This is a genomic window from Streptomyces sp. NPDC050085 (genome assembly GCF_044460595.1).
Taxonomy (GTDB): domain Bacteria; phylum Actinomycetota; class Actinomycetes; order Streptomycetales; family Streptomycetaceae; genus Streptomyces.
In genome coordinates this window covers 537,155-557,845 of sequence record NZ_JBITJZ010000003.1, presented here as the reverse complement: position 1 = coordinate 557,845, position 20,691 = coordinate 537,155, and the positions used below count along the sequence as shown (strand labels likewise).

Annotated in this window: 18 protein-coding genes; 9 read left to right on the top strand and 9 right to left on the bottom strand. The window is 67.4% G+C overall.

Going from position 1 to position 20,691, the window contains the following annotated elements; genetic code table 11:
- Positions 1–56 precede the first annotated feature (56 nt).
- Positions 57–1,034 (top strand): thioredoxin-disulfide reductase, encoded by a 978-nt coding sequence (trxB, locus tag ACIBUY_RS14985; RefSeq protein ID WP_365560305.1) that lies wholly within the window; start codon positions 57–59, stop codon positions 1,032–1,034.
- Between the two features lie 47 nt (positions 1,035–1,081).
- Complete coding sequence (trxA, locus tag ACIBUY_RS14980) at positions 1,082–1,414, top strand: thioredoxin (protein ID WP_365560303.1); 333 nt, start codon at positions 1,082–1,084, stop codon at positions 1,412–1,414.
- 96 nt (positions 1,415–1,510) lie between these two features.
- On the opposite strand, the gene ACIBUY_RS14975 is transcribed toward trxA, so the two are convergent.
- From ACIBUY_RS14975 to rpmH, 9 genes are all read right to left on the bottom strand, one after another.
- Positions 1,511–2,128 (bottom strand): GNAT family N-acetyltransferase, encoded by a 618-nt coding sequence (locus ACIBUY_RS14975; protein WP_365560301.1) that lies wholly within the window; start codon positions 2,126–2,128, stop codon positions 1,511–1,513.
- Positions 2,129–2,432: 304 nt separating this feature from the next.
- Positions 2,433–3,536, bottom strand: coding sequence for a ParB/RepB/Spo0J family partition protein (locus ACIBUY_RS14970; RefSeq protein ID WP_399152776.1), 1,104 nt, complete (start codon positions 3,534–3,536; stop codon positions 2,433–2,435).
- Positions 3,533–4,609, bottom strand: a complete 1,077-nt coding sequence (locus ACIBUY_RS14965; protein WP_365561204.1) for a ParA family protein — start codon at positions 4,607–4,609, stop codon at positions 3,533–3,535. Before ACIBUY_RS14965 ends, ACIBUY_RS14970 begins: the two co-directional genes overlap by 4 nt.
- Positions 4,610–4,908: 299 nt before the next feature.
- A complete protein-coding gene (gene rsmG / locus ACIBUY_RS14960; RefSeq protein ID WP_365560297.1) occupies positions 4,909–5,625 on the bottom strand; it encodes a 16S rRNA (guanine(527)-N(7))-methyltransferase RsmG in 717 nt (238 codons plus the stop codon).
- Between the two features lie 109 nt (positions 5,626–5,734).
- On the bottom strand, positions 5,735–6,247 hold the full coding sequence (locus ACIBUY_RS14955; protein WP_365560294.1) for a R3H domain-containing nucleic acid-binding protein: 513 nt from the start codon (positions 6,245–6,247) through the stop codon (positions 5,735–5,737).
- Between the two features lie 27 nt (positions 6,248–6,274).
- Positions 6,275–7,576 (bottom strand): membrane protein insertase YidC, encoded by a 1,302-nt coding sequence (yidC, locus tag ACIBUY_RS14950; RefSeq protein WP_399152775.1) that lies wholly within the window; start codon positions 7,574–7,576, stop codon positions 6,275–6,277.
- A gap of 8 nt (positions 7,577–7,584) precedes the next feature.
- Positions 7,585–7,935: a membrane protein insertion efficiency factor YidD gene (gene yidD / locus ACIBUY_RS14945; protein WP_365560289.1), complete on the bottom strand. Its 351-nt coding sequence runs from the start codon at positions 7,933–7,935 to the stop codon at positions 7,585–7,587.
- The gene (gene rnpA, locus ACIBUY_RS14940; RefSeq protein ID WP_365560287.1) at positions 7,932–8,303 is read right to left on the bottom strand and encodes a ribonuclease P protein component; all 372 of its coding nucleotides are present in this window, start codon (positions 8,301–8,303) and stop codon (positions 7,932–7,934) included. The genes yidD and rnpA overlap by 4 nt, the downstream gene beginning before the upstream one ends.
- A 20-nt stretch (positions 8,304–8,323) precedes the next feature.
- Entirely contained in the window at positions 8,324–8,461 is a 138-nt protein-coding gene (gene rpmH / locus ACIBUY_RS14935) for a 50S ribosomal protein L34 (protein WP_006381191.1), read from the bottom strand.
- Positions 8,462–8,845: 384 nt separating this feature from the next.
- Between rpmH and dnaA the strand changes: the two genes are divergently transcribed.
- The 7 genes from dnaA to gyrA all read left to right on the top strand — a co-directional run bounded on the left by dnaA (position 8,846) and on the right by gyrA (position 20,681).
- Positions 8,846–10,849 carry a chromosomal replication initiator protein DnaA gene (dnaA, locus tag ACIBUY_RS14930; RefSeq protein ID WP_399152774.1) on the top strand — a complete coding sequence of 668 codons (2,004 nt, stop codon included), beginning with the start codon at positions 8,846–8,848 and terminating at the stop codon, positions 10,847–10,849.
- Positions 10,850–11,730: 881 nt separating this feature from the next.
- Positions 11,731–12,861, top strand: a complete 1,131-nt coding sequence (gene dnaN, locus ACIBUY_RS14925; protein ID WP_365560281.1) for a DNA polymerase III subunit beta — start codon at positions 11,731–11,733, stop codon at positions 12,859–12,861.
- A gap of 166 nt (positions 12,862–13,027) precedes the next feature.
- A complete protein-coding gene (gene gnd / locus ACIBUY_RS14920; RefSeq protein WP_365560279.1) occupies positions 13,028–13,903 on the top strand; it encodes a phosphogluconate dehydrogenase (NAD(+)-dependent, decarboxylating) in 876 nt (291 codons plus the stop codon).
- Positions 13,904–13,975: 72 nt separating this feature from the next.
- Positions 13,976–15,100 carry a DNA replication/repair protein RecF gene (gene recF / locus ACIBUY_RS14915; protein ID WP_399152773.1) on the top strand — a complete coding sequence of 375 codons (1,125 nt, stop codon included), beginning with the start codon at positions 13,976–13,978 and terminating at the stop codon, positions 15,098–15,100.
- Positions 15,097–15,669: a DUF721 domain-containing protein gene (locus ACIBUY_RS14910; RefSeq protein WP_365560275.1), complete on the top strand. Its 573-nt coding sequence runs from the start codon at positions 15,097–15,099 to the stop codon at positions 15,667–15,669. The genes recF and ACIBUY_RS14910 overlap by 4 nt, the downstream gene beginning before the upstream one ends.
- A gap of 275 nt (positions 15,670–15,944) precedes the next feature.
- Positions 15,945–18,017 carry a DNA topoisomerase (ATP-hydrolyzing) subunit B gene (gene gyrB, locus ACIBUY_RS14905; RefSeq protein WP_365560272.1) on the top strand — a complete coding sequence of 691 codons (2,073 nt, stop codon included), beginning with the start codon at positions 15,945–15,947 and terminating at the stop codon, positions 18,015–18,017.
- Between the two features lie 42 nt (positions 18,018–18,059).
- Positions 18,060–20,681: a DNA gyrase subunit A gene (gene gyrA, locus ACIBUY_RS14900; RefSeq protein WP_365560270.1), complete on the top strand. Its 2,622-nt coding sequence runs from the start codon at positions 18,060–18,062 to the stop codon at positions 20,679–20,681.
- Positions 20,682–20,691 lie beyond the last annotated feature (10 nt).

Genomic DNA, 20,691 nt, shown 5'->3' with positions numbered 1-20,691 from the left:
GAGAAGAGGCTCCCCCGGCAGTACGCAGCAGTCCCGCAGAGACGAGGAATCAAGCCGTGAGCGACGTCCGTAACGTGATCATCATCGGCTCCGGGCCCGCCGGCTACACGGCGGCGCTCTACACCGCGCGCGCGTCGCTGAAGCCGCTTGTGTTCGAAGGCGCCGTCACCGCCGGTGGTGCGCTCATGAACACTACCGAGGTGGAGAACTTCCCCGGCTTCCAGGACGGCATCATGGGCCCCGAGCTCATGGACAACATGCGCGGCCAGGCCGAGCGCTTCGGCGCCGAGCTCGTCCCCGACGACGTCGTGGCCGTCGACCTCACCGGCGAGATCAAGACCGTGACGGACACCGCGGGCACCGTGCACCGCGCGAAGGCCGTCATCGTCACCACCGGCTCCCAGCACCGCAAGCTCGGCCTGCCGAACGAGGACGCGCTCTCCGGCCGCGGTGTCTCGTGGTGCGCGACGTGCGACGGCTTCTTCTTCAAGGACCAGGACATCGCCGTGATCGGTGGTGGCGATACCGCGATGGAGGAGGCGACCTTCCTCTCGCGCTTCGCCAAGTCCGTGACGATCGTGCACCGTCGCGACACCCTGCGCGCCTCCAAGGCAATGCAGGAGCGTGCCTTCGCCGACCCGAAGATCAAGTTCGTATGGGACAGCGAGGTCGCCGAGGTCAAGGGTGAGCAGAAGCTCGCCGGTCTGACCCTGCGCAACCTGAAGACGGGCGAGACGTCCGAGCTGCCGGTGACGGGCCTGTTCATCGCGATCGGCCATGACCCGCGCACGGAGCTCTTCAAGGGCCAGCTCGAGCTGGACGACGAGGGGTACCTGAAGGTGCAGGCCCCGTCGACGCGCACGAACCTGACCGGTGTGTTCGGCGCCGGCGACGTCGTGGACCACACCTACCGCCAGGCCATCACGGCCGCCGGCACGGGCTGCTCCGCGGCTCTCGACGCCGAGCGCTTCCTGGCTGCGCTCGCCGACAGTGAGGCGGCCGAGCCCGAGAAGACGCCGACCGCCAGCGTCTGACCCTCAACTTCCACTCCCACCCCCACCCAAGAAAAGAGGAGCCCGCTGTGGCCGGCAACCTGAAGAACGTGACGGATGCCTCCTTCGACGAGGACGTCCTGAAGAGCGACAAGCCCGTCCTGGTCGACTTCTGGGCCGCTTGGTGCGGTCCGTGCCGCCAGATCGCGCCGTCGCTCGAGGCCATCGCTGCCGAGTACGGCGACAAGATCGAGATCGTCAAGCTGAACATCGACGAGAACCCGGACACGGCCGCCAAGTACGGCGTCATGTCCATCCCGACCCTGAACGTCTACCAGGGTGGCGAGGTCGCCAAGACCATCGTCGGTGCCAAGCCCAAGGCCGCCATCGTGCGCGACCTCGAGGACTTCATCGCCGAGTAGTTCACGACGCCGTTTCACGGAGGCAGAAGCTGTTTCACGTGAAACAGCGACGGGCCAACCCCCTCGGGGTTGGCCCGTCGGCGTTTCCGGGGCTCATCACAACGGCCGCAGCGCCGGCTCCTTCTGCACGGCGCCCAGCAGCCGGTCCAACGCCAGCTCGACGTCCTCTTTCCACGACAGCGTCGTCCGCAGTTCCAGACGCAGCCGCGGGTACGCAGGATGGGGTCGGACCGTCTTGAAGCCGACGGCCAGCAGATGGTCCGCCGGGAGCAGACACGCGGGTTCCTTCCACTGAGCGTCCCCGAAAGCTTCGATGGCCTTGAAGCCCCGGCGCAGCAGATCCTTGGCGACGGTCTGCACGATGACGCGCCCGAGCCCCTGGCTCTGATAACCGGGCATGATCCAGGCCGTCATCAACTGCACGGCATCGGGGGACACGGGGCTCGTGGGAAACGCGATGGACCGAGGTACGTACGCAGGGGGTGCGTACAGCACGAAACCGACCGGGACATCATCGACGTAGACGACGCGACCGCAGGATCCCCACTCCAGCAGAACCGCGGAGATCCAGGCTTCCTTCTCCAGTTCCGGAGTGCCGGCTCTCAGCGCGGCCTCACCACTGACTGGGTCAAGCTCCCAGAAGACACACGACCGGCAACGGTTGGGAAGGTCCGGAAGGTTGTCCAGCGTGAGCGGTACGAGCCGACGCCCCATGAAGGCAGTTCCTCGCTTCCTTCGCCCGCCGCGACGCGGGCGGCCGTCAGAGCGCTCCGTTCCCTGAGCAGACTGCCGACGAAGCCGCCGACCGCGCCCAGTCCGAGACCTGCGGTCATCAGTCCGGTGCGACTCACCGATCGCATGACCCCCGCCTCCCCTATGAGGTGTCGCCGGGTGGATGCGCTCTTCCCGCTCGCATCGTAACCAGGAAGCGATTCCATCGATACCGTAGGAAAGCAAAGAGCGGGCCGTGTTCCGGTACACACCGGACACAGCCCGCTTTTCGGTCTTCGTAGGACGGTCAGTCCTGTTCGTCGTCCTCGCTCGCCTCAGGGAGGGTGTTCTGCAGAACCGGTCCCTCGCCCGGTGCAAGCGTGCCGATGATGCGTTCCAGATCGTCCATCGACGCGAACTCGACGACGATCTTTCCCTTCTTCTGGCCGAGGTCGACCTTCACCCGCGTCTCGAACCGGTCCGAGAGCCTCGTCGCGAGGTCGCTCAGCGCGGGAGAGACACGCGTGCCTGCCCGCGGCCCCTTGGCTCGCGTCGTGCTCGTGGGCCGCGAGCCCATGAGGGTCACGATCTCCTCGACGGCCCGCACCGAAAGCCCTTCGGCCACAATGCGGTGAGCCAGGCGGTCCTGCTCCTCCGAGTCCTCGACGGAGAGCAGCGCACGGGCGTGGCCCGCGGACAACACACCCGCCGCAACTCGCCTCTGCACCGCAGGCGAGAGCTTCAGCAGACGCAGCGTGTTGGACACCTGCGGGCGGGACCGGCCGATGCGGTCCGCCAGCTGGTCGTGCGTACAGTTGAAGTCCTTGAGCAACTGGTCGTAGGCGGCGGCCTCTTCCAGCGGGTTCAGCTGCGCACGGTGCAGGTTCTCCAGGAGTGCGTCGAGAAGGAGCTTCTCGTCCTCCGTGGCCCGCACAATGGCCGGGATGCGCTCGAGTCCCGCCTCCCGGCAGGCCCTCCAGCGCCGCTCGCCCATGATGAGTTCGTAGCGCCCGGTGCCCACCTGCCGTACGACGACGGGCTGCAGCAGGCCGACTTCCCTGATGGACGTGATGAGCTCAGCGAGAGCGTCCTCGTCGAACACATCGCGCGGCTGGCGCGGGTTGGGCGAGATGGCGTCGAGCGGCACCTCTGCGAAGTACGCTCCGGCGGAACGGTCGAGGCCGTCCACCGCGCTGCTCGTCGGCTCCTCGGTTTCCCGTGAAACATTGGCCTGCGAAAGCGATGCCACCTTCGCCGCGGCCACTCCACGTTCCGCTGTCAGCACCGGCACTGCCGTGGGAGAAGTCGAAGCTCCTCCTGCCGCAGCCGTAGGCGCCGACTTTTCCGGGGTGGGGGCAGCCGGGATCAGCGCGCCGAGACCGCGGCCCAGTCCCCTCCGTCGCTCGCTCACTGAATACCCTCCGGCGTGCTCTGCTGGTCAAGTTGCGTACCCATGTGGGCTTGCTGGGCGTCGTAGTGGATCCCTACTCCGCGCAGCGCCATCTCGCGTGCCGCCTCGAGGTAGGAGAGGGCACCGCTCGACCCTGGATCGTAGGTCAGAACGGTCTGCCCATAGCTCGGTGCCTCCGAGATACGCACCGACCGCGGAATGCTCGTCCTCAGTACCTCGTCGCCGAAGTGGCTGCGGACCTCGTCGGCAACCTGGGAGGCGAGCCGCGTGCGCCCGTCGTACATCGTCAGGAGGATCGTTGAGACGTGCAGGTTCGGGTTGAGGTGCCCCCGGACGAGATCAACGTTCCTCAGGAGCTGGCCGAGCCCCTCCAGTGCGTAGTACTCGCACTGGATCGGGATCAGCACTTCCGCCCCCGCGACGAGGGCGTTGACCGTCAGAAGTCCGAGCGACGGCGGGCAGTCGATGAGGATGTAGTCCAGCGGCTGCTCGTAGGCCTGGATGGCACGCTGCAGCCGGCTCTCCCGTGCGACGAGAGAGACCAGCTCGATCTCCGCACCAGCGAGGTCGATGGTGGCAGGCGCACAGAAGAGGCCTTCGACATCCGGGACCGGCTGGACCACTTCGGAGAGTGGCCTGCTGTCGACCAACACGTCGTAGATGGAGGGCACTTCGGCGTGATGATCGATACCCAGAGCCGTGGAGGCGTTGCCCTGCGGGTCCAGGTCGATCACCAGGACGCGCGCGCCGTGCAGCGCGAGCGAGGCAGCCAGGTTGACCGTGGTTGTGGTCTTGCCGACCCCGCCCTTCTGGTTGGCCACCACCATGACGCGCGTCTGCTCCGGACGCGGCAGGCCTTCGCCCGCGCGACCGAGAGCTTCCACTGCCAATTGGGCAGCGCGACCGATGGGTGTGTCGTCCATCGGGGTCGGTGTTTCACGTGAAACATCCTCCCCCGCCGACTCGGTGCGGGGACCGGGGACCGGATCGGTCATCGGTCCCGCGATGTTGGCGTCGGACCGCAAGGATTCACTCTCCTCGACTTCAGGCTCGCAATGAACAGAGCCTCCCATGCCTTCGGGGTCGAGAACCAGCGAGGCCCGGTCTTCTGTGGACGAATCCCCTTCTGTGGACAACTCCGTGCCCGAATCGAGGGATCCGAGAGGTCTACGGTCGCGGGGAGCGGCCGCTGCGCGGCCGCGACTGATGATGCCATGCAGCAGTGAGCGACGTTTCACGTGAAACACGATGCACCGCAGCCCGGTGCGCTCTCGTGCGACACCCCGAGATGCGTACGTTTGACAGCTTGTGTGGAGTACCGCTGGTCGTCAGGACGGATCAGCGGTACTCATCACGAACAGCTGCGAGACGATCAGCGACGGCGCCGGACCCGTCCCGTGCGCGCGGCCTTGGCTCGCTTGGCCGCGAACCGCACACCGCCGGGGCTCTCCCCGACCTCTACACGCACCACGGTGGACAGGGGATCGACCACGCCCTCCCCGACATGCAGCACCGAGGTCTCGACTGCGCCGAGCTTGCTCAGAGCCGCACCGGCGCCCTTGATCTCTTCCTCGGCTGTGTCGCCCTTCAGCGCCAACATCTCGCCGTACGGCCGCAGCAGAGGGACTCCCCACGCGGCCAGGCGGTCCAGCGGAGCCACGGCGCGGGCGGTGACGACATGGACGGGCTGGAGCTTGCCCAGGACTTCCTCGGCACGCCCGCGCACCACCGTCACATGATCGAGGCCCAGCAGTTCGACGACCTCGGTCAGAAAGTTCGTACGGCGGAGCAGCGGCTCAAGAAGCGTGATCTTGAGGTCCGGGCGGACCAAGGCCAGCGGGATACCGGGCAGACCGGCACCGGAACCGACGTCGCACACGGTGACGCCCTCCGGGACCACCTCGGAGAGCACGGCGCAGTTGAGGATGTGTCGTTCCCACAGACGGGGCACCTCGCGGGGGCCGATGAGGCCGCGCTGCACTCCCGCGTCAGCGAGGAGCTCCGCGTACCGGACAGCATCCGGGAAGCGCTCGCCGAATACCGTCCGGGCCTGCTCCGGAGCCGGGGGGAGTTCTGCTGCCTCCGTCACGAGGACCGTCCTTCCGTACCGCACTACCGCACTGGGTGGCTGCTGACTAACAGGCTGACAAAGATCGGCCCCGCCTGCGAACAGACGGGGCCGGAAAGCGACGTACCGCTCAGGCAGGAAGCACGACGACGAAGCGCTGCGGCTCCTCGCCCTCGGACTCGCTGCGCAGACCGGCGGCCTTGACCGCGTCGTGCACGACCTTGCGCTCGAAGGGCGTCATCGGCTTCATCTTGACCGGCTCACCGGTGCTCTTCACCTCGGCCGCGGCCTTGGCGCCCTGCTCGGTGAGCTCGGCACGCTTCTTGGCCCGGTACCCGGCGATGTCCAGCATCAGACGGCTGCGGTCGCCCGTCTCACGGTGCACGGCCAGGCGGGTCAGCTCCTGGAGGGCCTCGAGGACCTCTCCGTCACGGCCGACCAGCTTCTGCAGATCGCGGCTGTTCGCATCACTGACGATGGACACGGCGGCGCGGTCGGCCTCGACGTCCATGTCGATGTCACCGTCGAGGTCGGCGATGTCCAGCAGACCCTCGAGGTAGTCCGCAGCGATCTCACCCTCCTGCTCGAGGCGGGTCAGGGTGTCGCCACCCTCAGGAGCGGCGGAGGTGGTGCCTTCCGTCACGGGATGGACTCCTTCTTACGTCGAGGCTTACTTCTTGGACGAGGACTTGGAGCGCGGAGGCTGGCCCTTGCGCTGACCGGACCGGGCCTTGCTCCGGCCGTTCGAACCGCCGGCGGGCTTGGCTCCGGTCTGCTTGGCCTTCGGGGCCTCGTCCTCGGGGGCGTCCTTCTTCTCCAGCGAGGGCTTCGCCGGGGAGGAGTCGGACTTGGCGGCAGGGGTGGCGCTGGTCCCCGACTGGCGCTGCGACTTGGACTGCCGCTTGGGCTGCTGTCGCTTCGGGGTACCGGCGGACGTGCCGTCCTCGTCCAGGACCTCGGTGGCCGCCGAGCTCTTCACGACGGATCCGTCGGTCTGCGCCGCGAGACCGGCCTTGCTCAGGCCGTTGATGAACTTGCGCTCGTAGTCGTTGCGGTCGCGGCCCTTGGAGACGATGGCCTTGACGATGTTCTTCTCACGCTTGGTGCGCGTGGCGCTGTGCGAGACGACGTGCTTCTGCAGGCCCTCGAGCATCTTCTCCTGGGCCTTGCTGCCCGGAGTGGGGTTCCGGCTGATCACGTACATCTGCTGGCCCATGGTCCACACGTTGGTGGTCAGCCAGTAGACGAGAACACCGACGGGGAAGTTGATGCCCATGAACAGGAAGATGACCGGGAAGACGTACATCAGCATCTTCTGCTGCTGCATGAACGGCGTCTTCACCGTCAGGTCGACGTTCTTGGTCATCAGCTGACGCTGCGTGTAGAACTGCGACGCCGACATCAGAATGATCATGACCGCGGTGACCACGCGGACGTCCGTCAGGGAGGCGCCCATCGCCTGGACCTCGGCGGCGCTGTCCATGAACTTGGAGGCCAGCGGGGCACCGAAGATGTGCGCCTTCTGCGCGCTGTCCAGCAGCGACTGGTCGATGACGCCGATCTTCTTGCCATCGGCGATGCCGGCGAGCACGTGGTACAGAGCGAAGAAGAACGGCGACTGCACGAGGATGGGAAGGCACGAGGAGAGCGGGTTGGTACCCGTCTCCTTGTACAGCTTCATCATCTCTTCGGACTGACGCTGCTTGTCGTTCTTGTAGCGCTCCTGGATCGCCTTCATCTGAGGCTGGAGCAGCTGCATGTTCCGCGTCGACTTGATCTGCTTCACGAAGAGCGGGATCAGGCAGATGCGGATCAGCACCACCAGGGACACGATCGACAGACCCCAGGCCCATCCGGTGTCAGGCCCGAAGATGGCGCCGAAGACCTTGTGGAACTGGACGATGACCCAGGACACCGGGGTCGTGAGAAACGCGAAGACGCCAGAAATCGCGTTGACGATATCGGAAATCATGTCCCTGATCAGGCTCCTTGGGCATTGGGCGAAGTCGCTGCGGACGGGTTGTCCTGGGCAGAGGGGCTGTCGCCCTCAACGACGGGGGCCGCTTTCTTGTCCCCGCGCACGGCGTCGCGCAGCATCTCGTGCCAGCGCGGACGCTTGCGTGGCGGAACGTGGTCGACACCGCCGAGCGACCACGGGTTGCACCGAAGGATGCGCCAGGCGGTGAGGGCTGTTCCCTTGATCGCACCGTGCCGGTCGATGGCCGTGAAGCCGTAGTGGGAACACGATGGGTAGTACTTGCACACCGGACCGAGCAGTGGACTGATGGTCCACTGGTAGATCTTGATCAGAGCGAGCAGTGGGTACTTCATCGCGCGCCCCCTCCCAGCAGCCGCTGAAGGGCGGCATCCAGGTCTCGGGCCAGCTGTGCGTGGGTGGCGTCGCCCGCTCCGGGCAACGCGCGTACGACTACCAGGCTACCTGGGGGCAACAAGGCCACCCGGTCGCGCATGAGGTGTCGAAGTCTGCGCTTCACCGCGTTCCGTACGACGGCTCCACCCACGGCCTTGCTCACGACGAAACCCGCACGCGACGGGGAGACGCTCTCCCCAAGCGCGTGCGGGTCCGGTGAACCGCTACGTAGATGGACGACGAGAAGCGGGCGGCCGGCCCGGCGTCCTCGGCGTACCGCGGTCGCGAAGTCCTCGCGCCGCCTCAGCCGATGCTCGGTAGGCAGCACGTCATGACCTGATTACGAGATCAGGCGGACAGGCTGGCGCGACCCTTGCCACGACGGTTGGCGAGAATCGCACGACCGGCGCGGGTCCGCATGCGAAGGCGGAAACCGTGGGTCTTGGCGCGACGACGGTTGTTCGGCTGGAAGGTGCGCTTGCTCACTCGGGGGCTCCAGAAAAAATCGGGTGGTGGCGGGACATCGCCTGGCTGTCACCGTGCGCCCACGAGTAGCTCGCAATACGCCCGAGTGCACCGCTACACAGACCACGAAGAACTCGCAGGCCATGACCTTGCCCATCGGAGGCAGGCGGCAGCAGCCATCGACAACTCGACCTGGTTACGGTACGCGCGGCTACGCCATCCGGTCAAACCAGCGTCACGCGGGAGACACTGTCCACAGGCTGGGGACAACAACTTGAACCGCAGCGGTCGCGCTGACTACCGTGGCTGAACTCCGATTCGTTCCCTTCCCACCACCCCACCCGATTTTCTTCCCGACCCGTCCCAGAACCACACGTTCGTGGGACCAGCGAGAGAGCGTGCCCTGTGGCTGACGTACCTGCCGATCTTGCCGCAGTGTGGCCACGAGTTCTGGAGCAACTCCTCGGGGAAGGTCGCGGGCAGGGCGTCGAGACGAAGGACGAGCACTGGATCCGGCGCTGTCAGCCCCTGGCCCTGGTGGCCGACACGGCTCTTCTCGCGGTGCCCAACGAATTCGCGAAGGGCGTACTCGAGGGCCGGCTCGCCCCGGTCGTCAGCGAGACCCTGAGCCGCGAGTGCGGGCGCCCCATCCGGATCGCGATCACGGTCGACGACTCCGTGGGCGAGACCCCCGCGCCTCCCGCGCCGCCGGTCCAGCAGCACCGCTACGAGGACACCGAGCCGCCCGCCGCTCCCGGCCAGTCGCACGACACGTACGAGAAGCGCGACACGTACGACGGCTACGACGGGTACGAGCGCCGCGGTCCTGACGAGCACGGCCAGGGCCCGCGCGGTGAGCAGCCGCAGGGACCCCGTGGCGACCAGCTGCCGACCGCGCGCCCCGCCTACCCGGACTACCAGCGCCCCGAGCCGGGCGCCTGGCCGCGGCCGCAGCAGGACGAGTACGGCTGGCAGCAGCCCCGGCTCGGCTTCCCCGAGCGCGACCCGTACGCGACGCCGCACCAGCAGCCGCAGCACGACTACCGGCAGCAGGAACGGTCGCCCTACGAGCAGCAGCCGTACGAGCCCGAGCGCGGCCGCTACGACCAGCAGCCGGAACGCTCGCCCTACGAGCAGAAGTCCGCGGAGCGGCCCTCCTATGAAGAGCGGTCTTCGTACGAGGAGCGCCCTCCTTACGAAGACCGGGGTCCCTACGACCCGTCGCACGAGCGTCAGCAGCGACGTGAGCCGGGTGAGCCCCCGATGGGCGGCGGCCGCCCCGGGCAGGACGGCGGCGACCGCGGTCGTGGTGTGCCCAGCGGCGCTCCCGGCCCTCTGGCCGCGCAGCCCGCGCCGGCGACCGGCCCCGGAGAGCCCACCGCGCGGCTGAACCCCAAGTACCTCTTCGACACGTTCGTCATCGGCGCGTCGAACCGCTTCGCGCACGCGGCCGCTGTCGCTGTCGCCGAGGCACCGGCCAAGGCCTACAACCCTCTGTTCATCTATGGGGAGTCGGGCCTCGGCAAGACGCACCTGCTGCACGCCATCGGGCACTACGCGCGCAGTCTGTATCCGGGCACGCGCGTGCGGTACGTGAGCTCCGAAGAGTTCACCAACGAGTTCATCAACTCCATCCGCGACGGCAAGGGCGACAGCTTCCGCAAGCGGTACCGCGAGATGGACATCCTTCTTGTCGACGACATCCAGTTCCTCGCGGACAAGGAGTCGACGCAGGAGGAGTTCTTCCACACCTTCAACACGCTCCACAACGCCAACAAGCAGATCGTGCTCTCCAGCGACCGGCCGCCCAAGCAGCTGGTGACGCTGGAGGACCGGCTGCGCAACCGGTTCGAGTGGGGCCTGATCACGGACGTCCAGCCGCCCGAGCTGGAGACCCGTATCGCGATCCTTCGTAAGAAGGCAGTGCAGGAGCAGCTCAACGCTCCGCCGGAGGTGCTCGAGTTCATCGCGTCCCGCATCTCGCGCAACATCCGCGAGCTGGAAGGGGCGTTGATCCGGGTCACGGCGTTCGCGTCGCTGAACCGGCAGCCCGTGGACCTGGGACTGACGGAGATCGTCCTCAAGGACCTGATCCCCGGTGGCGAGGACGCGTCCCCGGAGATCACCGCGCCGGCCATCATGGCGGCGACGGCGGACTACTTCGGCCTGACGGTGGAGGACCTCTGCGGATCCTCGCGCAGCCGCGTCCTGGTGACGGCCCGCCAGATCGCGATGTACCTGTGCCGCGAGCTGACGGACCTCTCCCTGCCCAAGATCGGCGCCCAGTTCGGCGGCCGCGACCACACCACCGTGATGCACGCGGACCGCAAGATCCGCGCTCTGATGGCCGAGCGGCGCTCGATCTACAACCAGGTCACCGAGCTCACGAACCGCATCAAGAACGGCTGACACAGGCGCAGTTACGTCCCTGAAGGGCGCCCCGGGAACGTCTCCCCGGGGCGCCCTTCTACGTATGCGCGCACGTTCGTACGGAGCCGGTGTTCGATTTCAGGGCGCGTTACGGGTGTTCTCCACAGATGTGCCAGGTTTCTGCGGTCCACACCCTGGGGACCGGGAAGTTGTCCAGACGGCGTCCACAGAGCGCCCTGGTGACAGGGCATCAGACCTGGTCAGGCGGCTGTGGATTCGTGGACAGACGCTCTCCACACCCTGTGGACAGATTTTTCTTCCACAGGGTGTGCATTTCGTTGTCCACCGTCGACCCACAGGATGACAGCTGTTGTGCACAGCGATCGGGAGCTTCTCCACACCGCTGTCCACTGTTCGGCAACGCGACGCGCCTCGTCACCGGGACGAGTGAAAGGCGTCACACCAAGGGGGTCGGTTGGGCTGTGGGGAACGTGGGTAAAGCTGGGGACGGCGCTGGGGAGAAGTGCCCCGAGGCTGTGCATCGGGTGTGCAGAACTTTTCGCCGTCCACAGAAACCACCGGTTGTCCACCGGCTCGGCCCACAGGTGCAGTGGACAAAAAGCCGCCTCTGACCTGCGATTTAGCGGTTATCCACGGTTTCCACAGCCCCTACTACTACTCCCAACTAGAGAGAGCTGGGAATTCGTTTCGAAGACGGGGCTGTGCACAACTCGCTCTCGGCACCTCGACCGCGCCCCGGCACGACTTGACCGAGGCGGGCAACGACTGTCAGTGCGGTGCGTCAGACTGTTCCCCGGTGTTCTCCCCAGCTGTGGGCCGAGCGACACCGACGTCTGACGACGAAGACCGAGACCAGTGCAGGGCGAGAGCAGCCAGCAACACGCAGGAGGCGGCTTACGGTGAAGATCCGGGTGGAACGCGACGTACTCGCGGAGGCAGTGGCCTGGGCGGCGCGCAGCCTCCCGGCACGACCGCCTGCGCCCGTCCTCGCGGGCCTTCTGCTGAAGGCCGAGGAGGGCGCACTCAGCCTGTCGAGCTTCGACTACGAGGTCTCGGCACGCGTCTCTGTGGACGCGGAGGTCGACGAAGAGGGCACGGTGCTCGTCTCCGGCCGCCTTCTCGCCGACATCTGCCGCGCCCTCCCCAACCGTCCGGTGGAGATCTCCACAGACGGTGTACGAGCGACCGTGGTCTGTGGCTCCTCGCGGTTCACACTCCACACCCTGCCTGTGGAGGAGTACCCGGCACTGCCGCAGATGCCGACCGCCACGGGCACCGTCCCGGGCGAGGTGTTCGCCTCTGCCGCTCAGCAGGTGGCCATCGCCGCCGGCCGCGACGACACGCTGCCCGTCCTCACCGGTGTGCGCATCGAGATCGAGGGCGACACGGTGACGCTGGCGTCCACCGACCGCTACCGCTTCGCCGTGCGCGAGTTCCTGTGGAAGCCGGAGGACCCGGAGGCCTCCGCGGTCGCCCTGGTGCCCGCCAAGACGCTCCTGGACACCGCCAAGGCCCTCACGAGCGGCGACACGGTGACGCTGGCGCTGTCCGGCTCCGGTGCCGGTGAAGGCCTCATCGGCTTCGAGGGCGCCGGTCGCCGTACGACCACCCGCCTCCTCGAGGGCGACCTGCCGAAGTACCGCACGCTGTTCCCGACGGAGTTCAACTCCGTGGCCGTCATCGAGACCGCTCCCTTCGTGGAGGCCGTCAAGCGTGTGGCCCTCGTCGCCGAGCGGAACACCCCGGTGCGGCTCAGCTTCGAGCAGGGCGTGCTCATCCTGGAGGCCGGTTCCAGCGACGACGCACAGGCTGTGGAAAGGGTCGACGCGAACCTGGAGGGCGACGACATCTCGATCGCCTTCAACCCGACCTTCCTGCTGGACGGCCTGAGCGCGATCGACTCCCCGGTCGCGCAGCTGTCGTTCACGACGTCCACCAAGCCCGCGCTGCTCAGCGGCAAGCCGGCCGTGGACGCCGAGGCGGACGACGCGTACAAGTACCTGATCATGCCGGTGCGTCTTTCGGGCTGAGGCAGCCGACGGGCAGGCCGCTCGGGGTTCGCCTGAGCGGCTTTGCCCACAGGTGTGCGTGACGGTCCGGGTTTAGGCTCGGATACAGGTACGAGATCCACATGCAGGCGTGTTTCGTACCGCTCTCGCACCACCTCACGCCCCGTCGCAACGTAAGGAACCACTGATGGAGCTCGGTCTCGTCGGCCTCGGCAAGATGGGCGGCAACATGCGCGAGCGCATCCGCCGCGCAGGCCACACCGTCATCGGCTACGACCGCAATCCGGACCTCGCGGACGTCCACAGCCTCGAAGAACTTGTGGGCAAGCTCAAGGGTCCGCGCGTGGTGTGGGTGATGGTGCCCGCCGGTGCCGCGACCCAGTCCACGGTCGACGAGCTGGCCGAGCTGCTCCAGCCCGGCGACATCGTCGTCGACGGTGGGAACTCGCGCTGGACGGACGACGAGAAGCACGCCGCGGAGCTGGCGGCCAAGGGCATCGGCTTCGTCGACTGCGGCGTCTCCGGCGGCGTCTGGGGCCTGGAGAACGGCTACGCGCTGATGTACGGCGGCTCCGCCGAGGACGTCGCCAAGGTCCAGCCGGTCTTCGACGCCCTGAAGCCGGAGGGCGACTTCGGTTCCGTGCACGCGGGCAAGGTCGGCGCCGGGCACTTCGCGAAGATGGTTCACAACGGCATCGAGTACGCGATGATGCAGGCCTACGCCGAGGGCTGGGAGCTCCTGGAGGCCGTGGACTCGGTGACCGACGTGCGCGAGGTCTTCCGCTCCTGGCAGGAGGGCACGGTCATCCGCTCCTGGCTCCTCGACCTGGCGGTCAACGCCCTGGACGAAGACGAGCACCTGGACAAGCTGCGCGGCTTCGCGCAGGACTCGGGTGAGGGTCGCTGGACCGTGGAAGCCGCCATCGACAACGCGGTCCCGCTGCCGGCGATCACCGCGTCGCTGTTCGCACGCTTCGCCTCGCGCCAGGAGGACTCGCCGCAGATGAAGATGATCGCGGCCCTGCGCAACCAGTTCGGCGGCCACGCCGTCGAGAAGAAGTGACTCGCGGCAAGAAGTAATCCACAGCTGTAGACAACTGCTGTTCAGAACGTTGGGGGAGGTCGGCCCACGACCATGCATGTCACGCATCTGTCGCTGGCCGACTTCCGCTCGTACGCCCGGGCCGAGGTCCCTCTCGACCCGGGCGTCACCGCGTTCGTGGGCCCCAACGGGCAGGGCAAGACGAACCTCGTCGAGGCCGTCGGCTACCTCGCCACCCTGGGCAGCCACCGCGTCTCCTCGGACGCGCCTCTGGTGCGCATGGGCGCCGAGCGCGCGGTCATCCGCGCCCAGGTGCGCCAGGGCGAGCGCCAGCAGCTCGTCGAGCTTGAGCTCAACCCCGGCCGGGCCAATCGCGCCCGTATCAACAGGTCGTCGCAGGTCAGGCCGCGTGACGTGCTGGGCATCGTGCGGACCGTGCTGTTCGCCCCCGAGGACCTCGCCCTCGTCAAGGGCGACCCCGGCGAGCGCAGGCGCTTCCTCGACGAGCTGATCACCGCCCGCTCCCCGCGCATGGCCGGTGTGCGCTCCGACTACGACCGTGTCCTCAAGCAGCGCAATACGCTCCTGAAGTCCGCGGCACTGGCGAGGCGCCACGGCGGCCGCTCCATGGACCTGTCCACCCTCGACGTCTGGGATCAGCACCTCGCGCGCGTGGGCGCGGAGCTGCTGGCCCAGAGGCTCGATCTGGTCGCGACGCTGCAGCCGCTGGCCGACAAGGCGTACGAGCAGCTGGCACCCGGCGGCGGGCCGATCGCCCTGGACTACAAGCCGTCCTCGCCCGAAATCGTCGGCCACGCGCGCGAGGAGCTCTACGAGCAGTTGCTGGCCGCCCTCGAAGGCGCGCGCAAGCAGGAGATCGAGCGGGGCGTCACCCTCGTAGGACCGCACCGGGACGAACTGCTGCTGAAACTCGGTCAGTTGCCCGCCAAGGGCTACGCGAGCCATGGCGAATCCTGGTCGTACGCGCTGGCGCTGCGGCTCGCCTCGTACGACCTGCTGCGGGCCGAGGGGAACGAGCCGGTGCTCGTCCTCGACGACGTCTTCGCCGAACTGGACGCCCGTCGCCGGGAGCGGCTCGCCGAGCTCGTGGCCCCGGGTGAGCAGGTGCTGGTGACGGCCGCGGTCGACGACGACGTACCGGATCTGCTGACCGGGACGCGGTACGCGGTCACCGAGGGGACGGTGGAGCGGCTGTGAGCGGCGACGGCGCGCCCGCGGGAGGAGCCGGAGAAACCGGGGGATCGCGGGAACCAAAAGCGGAGAACGAGCCTTCTGGAGTCGACCTCGCCCGTGTCGCCCTACGTGCGGCGAAAGAAGCTGCACGCGCGCGTGGTGCGGCGGCCCAGCAGAAGAAGCAGGCTCGGCGTGGCAACGGCCTGCGCTCGGGGGCGCGCGCCGACGGGCGCGACCCGATGGGGCTCGGCCCCGCCATCAACCGGCTGATCACCGAGCGCGGCTGGGAGACGCCCGCCGCCGTCGGTGGCGTGATGGGGCGCTGGCCGCAGATCGTCGGCGAGGATCTCGCCAAGCACTGTGTGCCGCAGAAGTACGACGAGGACGAGCGCGTCCTCGTCGTGCAGTGCGATTCGACGGCGTGGGCGACACAGGTCCGGATGCTTGCTCCGCAGCTGGTCAGGCGCCTCAACGAGGATCTCGGGCACGGCACCGTGCGCCGCATCGACATCAAGAACCCCGGTGGTGGCCCGCGCCGCTACGGCCCCTTGCGCGCCCCGGGAAGCACGGGTCACGACGACACCTACGGGTGAGACCGCGCCCACGGTAGCGGGGGGTTGACACCCCGAAGCGCTGAGTGCCGCTGTGAGCCTCCTGGAGCCCCGTTCCGAATAGGGGGAGTCGGCCGAGACCGGTTCAGGGCGGCACGTGCGGACTCAGGTACCGGCAAACCCCCATCACTGTCGGCGCTACCGGTACACTGGAAGCTAATCCCGCCCCACTTGTGGGACGCACTGAGCAACGCTGACTAGGGCTTACCGAACCAACACGCCGCAGCCGCTCCGGTCACCAACCGGGAGCTTGGCCTGTGCTGTGCCAGAAAGGGCGCTTCGTGGCCGATTCCGGCAACCCCAACGAGAACATTCCGTCCACCGACGCAGACGCGCACGCCAACGTAGGGGCCACAGACGCCTCCTACGACGCGAGCGCGATCACCGTCCTCGAAGGGCTGGACGCGGTCCGCAAGCGACCCGGCATGTACATCGGTTCGACCGGTGAGCGTGGCCTGCACCACATGGTGCAGGAGGTCGTGGACAACTCCGTCGACGAGGCCCTGGCCGGGCATGCGGACACGATCGACGTCACGATCCTGCCCGACGGCGGCGTCCGCGTCATCGACAACGGCCGCGGCATCCCTGTCGGCATCATCCCCTCCGAGGGCAAGCCGGCCGTCGAGGTCGTGCTGACCGTCCTGCACGCGGGCGGCAAGTTCGGCGGCGGCGGCTACGCCGTGTCCGGTGGTCTGCACGGCGTGGGTGTCTCCGTCGTGAACGCGCTGTCCACGAAGGTCTCCGTCGAGATCAAGACGGACGGCTACCGCTGGACGCAGGACTACAAGATGGGCGCCCCGACCGCGCCACTCGCCCAGCACGAGGCCACGGACGAGACCGGTACCTCGGTCACCTTCTGGGCCGACGGCGACATCTTCGAGACCACCGAGTACTCCTTCGAGACGCTGTCGCGGCGCTTCCAGGAGATGGCCTTCCTCAACAAGGGCCTGACGATCAAGCTCACGGACGAGCGCGAGTCGGCCAAGGCGGTCGCGGGTGCCGACACCGCGGACACCTCGGACGACAACGAAGCGCGCACGGTGACGTACCACTACGAAGGCGGCATCGTCGACTTCGTGAAGTACCTCAACTCCCGTAAGGGCGAGGTCGTTCACCCCTCCGTGATCGACATCGAGGCCGAGGACAAGGAGAAGCTCCTTTCCGTCGAGGTCGCGATGCAGTGGAACACGAGCTACAGCGAGGGCGTCTACTCCTTCGCCAACACGATCCACACGCACGAGGGCGGCACCCACGAGGAAGGCTTCCGCGCGGCGCTGACCGGTCTCATCAACCGGTACGCGCGCGACAAGAAGCTGCTGCGCGAGAAGGACGACAACCTCACGGGTGACGACATCCGCGAGGGTCTGACCGCGATCATCTCGGTCAAGCTCGGTGAGCCGCAGTTCGAGGGCCAGACCAAGACCAAGCTGGGCAACACCGAGGCGAAGACCTTCGTCCAGAAGGTCGTGCACGAGCACCTCACGGACTGGCTCGACCGGAACCCGAACGAGGCCGCGGACATCATCCGCAAGTCGATCCAGGCGGCCACCGCGCGCGTGGCGGCCCGCAAGGCGCGCGACCTGACGCGCCGCAAGGGCCTGCTGGAGTCCGCGTCCCTGCCGGGCAAGCTCTCCGACTGCCAGTCGAACGACCCCACCAAGTGCGAGATCTTCATCGTCGAGGGTGACTCCGCCGGCGGCTCGGCCAAGTCCGGCCGGAACCCGCAGTACCAGGCGATTCTCCCGATCCGAGGCAAGATCCTCAACGTCGAGAAGGCGCGGATCGACAAGATCCTGCAGAACCAGGAGATCCAGGCACTGATCTCCGCCTTCGGCACCGGAGTCCACGAGGACTTCGACATCGAGAAGCTCCGCTATCACAAGATCATCCTGATGGCGGACGCCGACGTCGACGGTCAGCACATCAACACGCTGCTCCTGACCTTCCTGTTCCGCTTCATGCGGCCGCTGGTCGAAGCCGGCCACGTCTACCTGTCGCGCCCGCCGCTCTACAAGATCAAGTGGGGTCGTGAGGACTTCGAGTACGCGTACTCGGACCGTGAGCGCGACGCCCTGATCGAGCTGGGCAGGCAGGCCGGCAAGCGCATCAAGGACGACTCGGTCCAGCGCTTCAAGGGTCTCGGTGAGATGAACGCCGAAGAGCTGCGCATCACGACCATGGACCAGGAGCACCGCGTCCTCGGCCTGGTCACGCTCGACGATGCCGCGCAGGCCGACGACCTGTTCTCGGTCCTCATGGGTGAGGACGTCGAGGCCCGCCGTTCGTTCATCCAGCGCAACGCCAAGGACGTCCGCTTCCTCGACATCTGAGTCGGTCTCAGCTGACCGCCACAGAAAGGATCTTCACCAGCAATGGCCGACGAGAACACCCCCGGTACGACTGGCACCCCTGAAGAGGGCAGCGACGTCGTGATGCGGATCGAGCCCGTCGGGCTCGAGACGGAGATGCAGCGCTCGTACCTCGACTACGCGATGTCCGTCATCGTGTCCCGCGCGCTGCCCGACGTACGGGACGGTCTCAAGCCCGTCCACCGTCGTGTCCTGTACGCCATGTACGACGGCGGCTACCGGCCCGAGAAGGGCTTCTACAAGTGTGCCCGCGTCGTCGGCGACGTCATGGGCAACTACCACCCCCACGGCGACTCCTCGATCTACGACGCCCTGGTGCGCCTCGCCCAGCCGTGGTCGATGCGCATGCCGTTGGTCGACTCCAACGGAAACTTCGGCTCTCCGGGCAACGACCCGGCGGCCGCCATGCGCTACACCGAGTGCAAGATGGCGCCGCTGTCCATGGAGATGGTCCGGGACATCGACGAGGAGACCGTCGACTTCACGGACAACTACGACGGCCGCTCCCAGGAGCCGACCGTCCTGCCCGCCCGCTTCCCGAACCTGCTGATCAACGGCTCGGCCGGGATCGCGGTCGGCATGGCCACCAACATCCCGCCGCACAACCTGCGCGAGGTCGCGGCCGGCGCCCAGTGGTACCTGGAGAACCCGGAGGCCTCGCACGAGGAGCTCCTGGACGCCCTCATCGAGCGCATCAAGGGCCCCGACTTCCCGACGGGCGCCCTTGTAGTGGGCCGTAAGGGCATCGAGGAGGCGTACCGCACGGGCCGCGGCTCCATCACGATGCGCGCGGTCGTCGCGGTCGAGGAGATCCAGAACCGCCAGTGCCTGGTGGTCACGGAACTGCCCTACCAGGTGAACCCCGACAACCTGGCGCAGAAGATCGCCGACCTCGTGAAGGACGGCAAGGTCGGCGGCATCGCGGACGTCCGCGACGAGACGTCGTCCCGCACGGGCCAGCGCCTGGTCATCGTCCTGAAGCGCGACGCGGTCGCCAAGGTCGTCCTGAACAACCTGTACAAGCACACCGACCTGCAGACGAACTTCGGCGCCAACATGCTGGCGCTCGTCGACGGCGTGCCGCGCACGCTGTCCCTGGACGCGTTCATCCGCCACTGGGTGACGCACCAGGTCGAGGTCATCGTCCGCCGGACGAAGTTCCGCCTGCGCAAGGCCGAGGAGCGCGCCCACATCCTGCGCGGCCTCCTGAAGGCCCTGGACGCCATCGACGAGGTCATCGCCCTCATCCGGCGCAGCGAGACCGTGGACGTCGCGCGAGAGGGCCTCATGGGCCTTCTGACGATCGACGAGATCCAGGCCAACGCCATCCTCGAGATGCAGCTGCGCCGGCTCGCCGCCCTGGAGCGCCAGAAGATCGTCGCCGAGCACGACGAGCTGCAGCAGAAGATCAACGAGTACAACGCGATCCTGGCCTCGCCCGAGCGGCAGCGCCAGATCATCAGCGAGGAACTGCAGCAGATCGTCGACAAGTTCGGCGACGACCGCCGCACCAAGCTGGTGCCCTTCGAAGGCGACATGTCCATCGAGGACCTCATCGCCGAAGAGGACATCGTCGTCACCATCTCGCGCGGCGGCTACGTCAAGCGCACCAAGACCGACGACTACCGCTCCCAGAAGCGCGGCGGCAAGGGCGTACGCGGCACGAAGCTCAAGGAAGACGACATCGTCGACCACTTCTTCGTGTCCACGACGCACCATTGGCTGCTCTTCTTCACCAATAAGGGACGCGTCTACCGCGCCAAGGCGTACGAGCTTCCGGACGCGGGCCGTGACGCGCGCGGCCAGCACGTGGCGAACCTGCTCGCCTTCCAGCCGGACGAGGCGATCGCCGAGATCCTCGCGATCCGCGACTACGACGCGGCGCCTTACCTGGTCCTCGCCACCAAGGCGGGCCTCGTCAAGAAGACGTCCCTGAAGGACTACGACTCGCCGCGCTCCGGCGGTGTCATCGCCATCAACCTCCGCGAAGCGGCGGACGGTTCGGACGACGAGCTGATCGGCGCCGAGCTGGTCTCGGCCGAGGACGATCTGCTGCTCATCAGCAAGAAGGCGCAATCGATCCGATTCACCGCTACGGACGATGCACTGCGCCCGATGGGCCGTGCCACCTCGGGTGTCAAGGGCATGAGTTTCCGCGAGGGCGACGAACTGCTCTCGATGAATGTCGTCCGGCCCGGTACGTTCGTCTTCACCGCCACCGACGGTGGGTACGCGAAGCGGACCGCCGTCGACGAGTACCGCGTCCAGGGTCGCGGTGGCCTCGGCATCAAGGCCGCCAAGATCGTGGAGGACCGTGGTTCGCTCGTCGGCGCGCTGGTGGTCGAGGAGACGGATGAGATCCTCGCCATCACGTTGTCCGGCGGTGTGATTCGTACGCGAGTCAACGAGGTCAGGGAGACGGGCCGTGACACCATGGGCGTCCAACTGATCAACCTGGGCAAGCGCGATGCCGTCGTCGGTATCGCTCGTAATGCCGAGGCCGGCCGTGAGGCCGAGGAAGTCGACGGTGACGCCGCGGACGCGGACGACATCGTGACCGACGAATCGGACCAGAGCGAGACGGCCGTCGGAACGGACGAGGGCGAGCAGTCCTCGGCCGAGTAGCGCGAGGAGA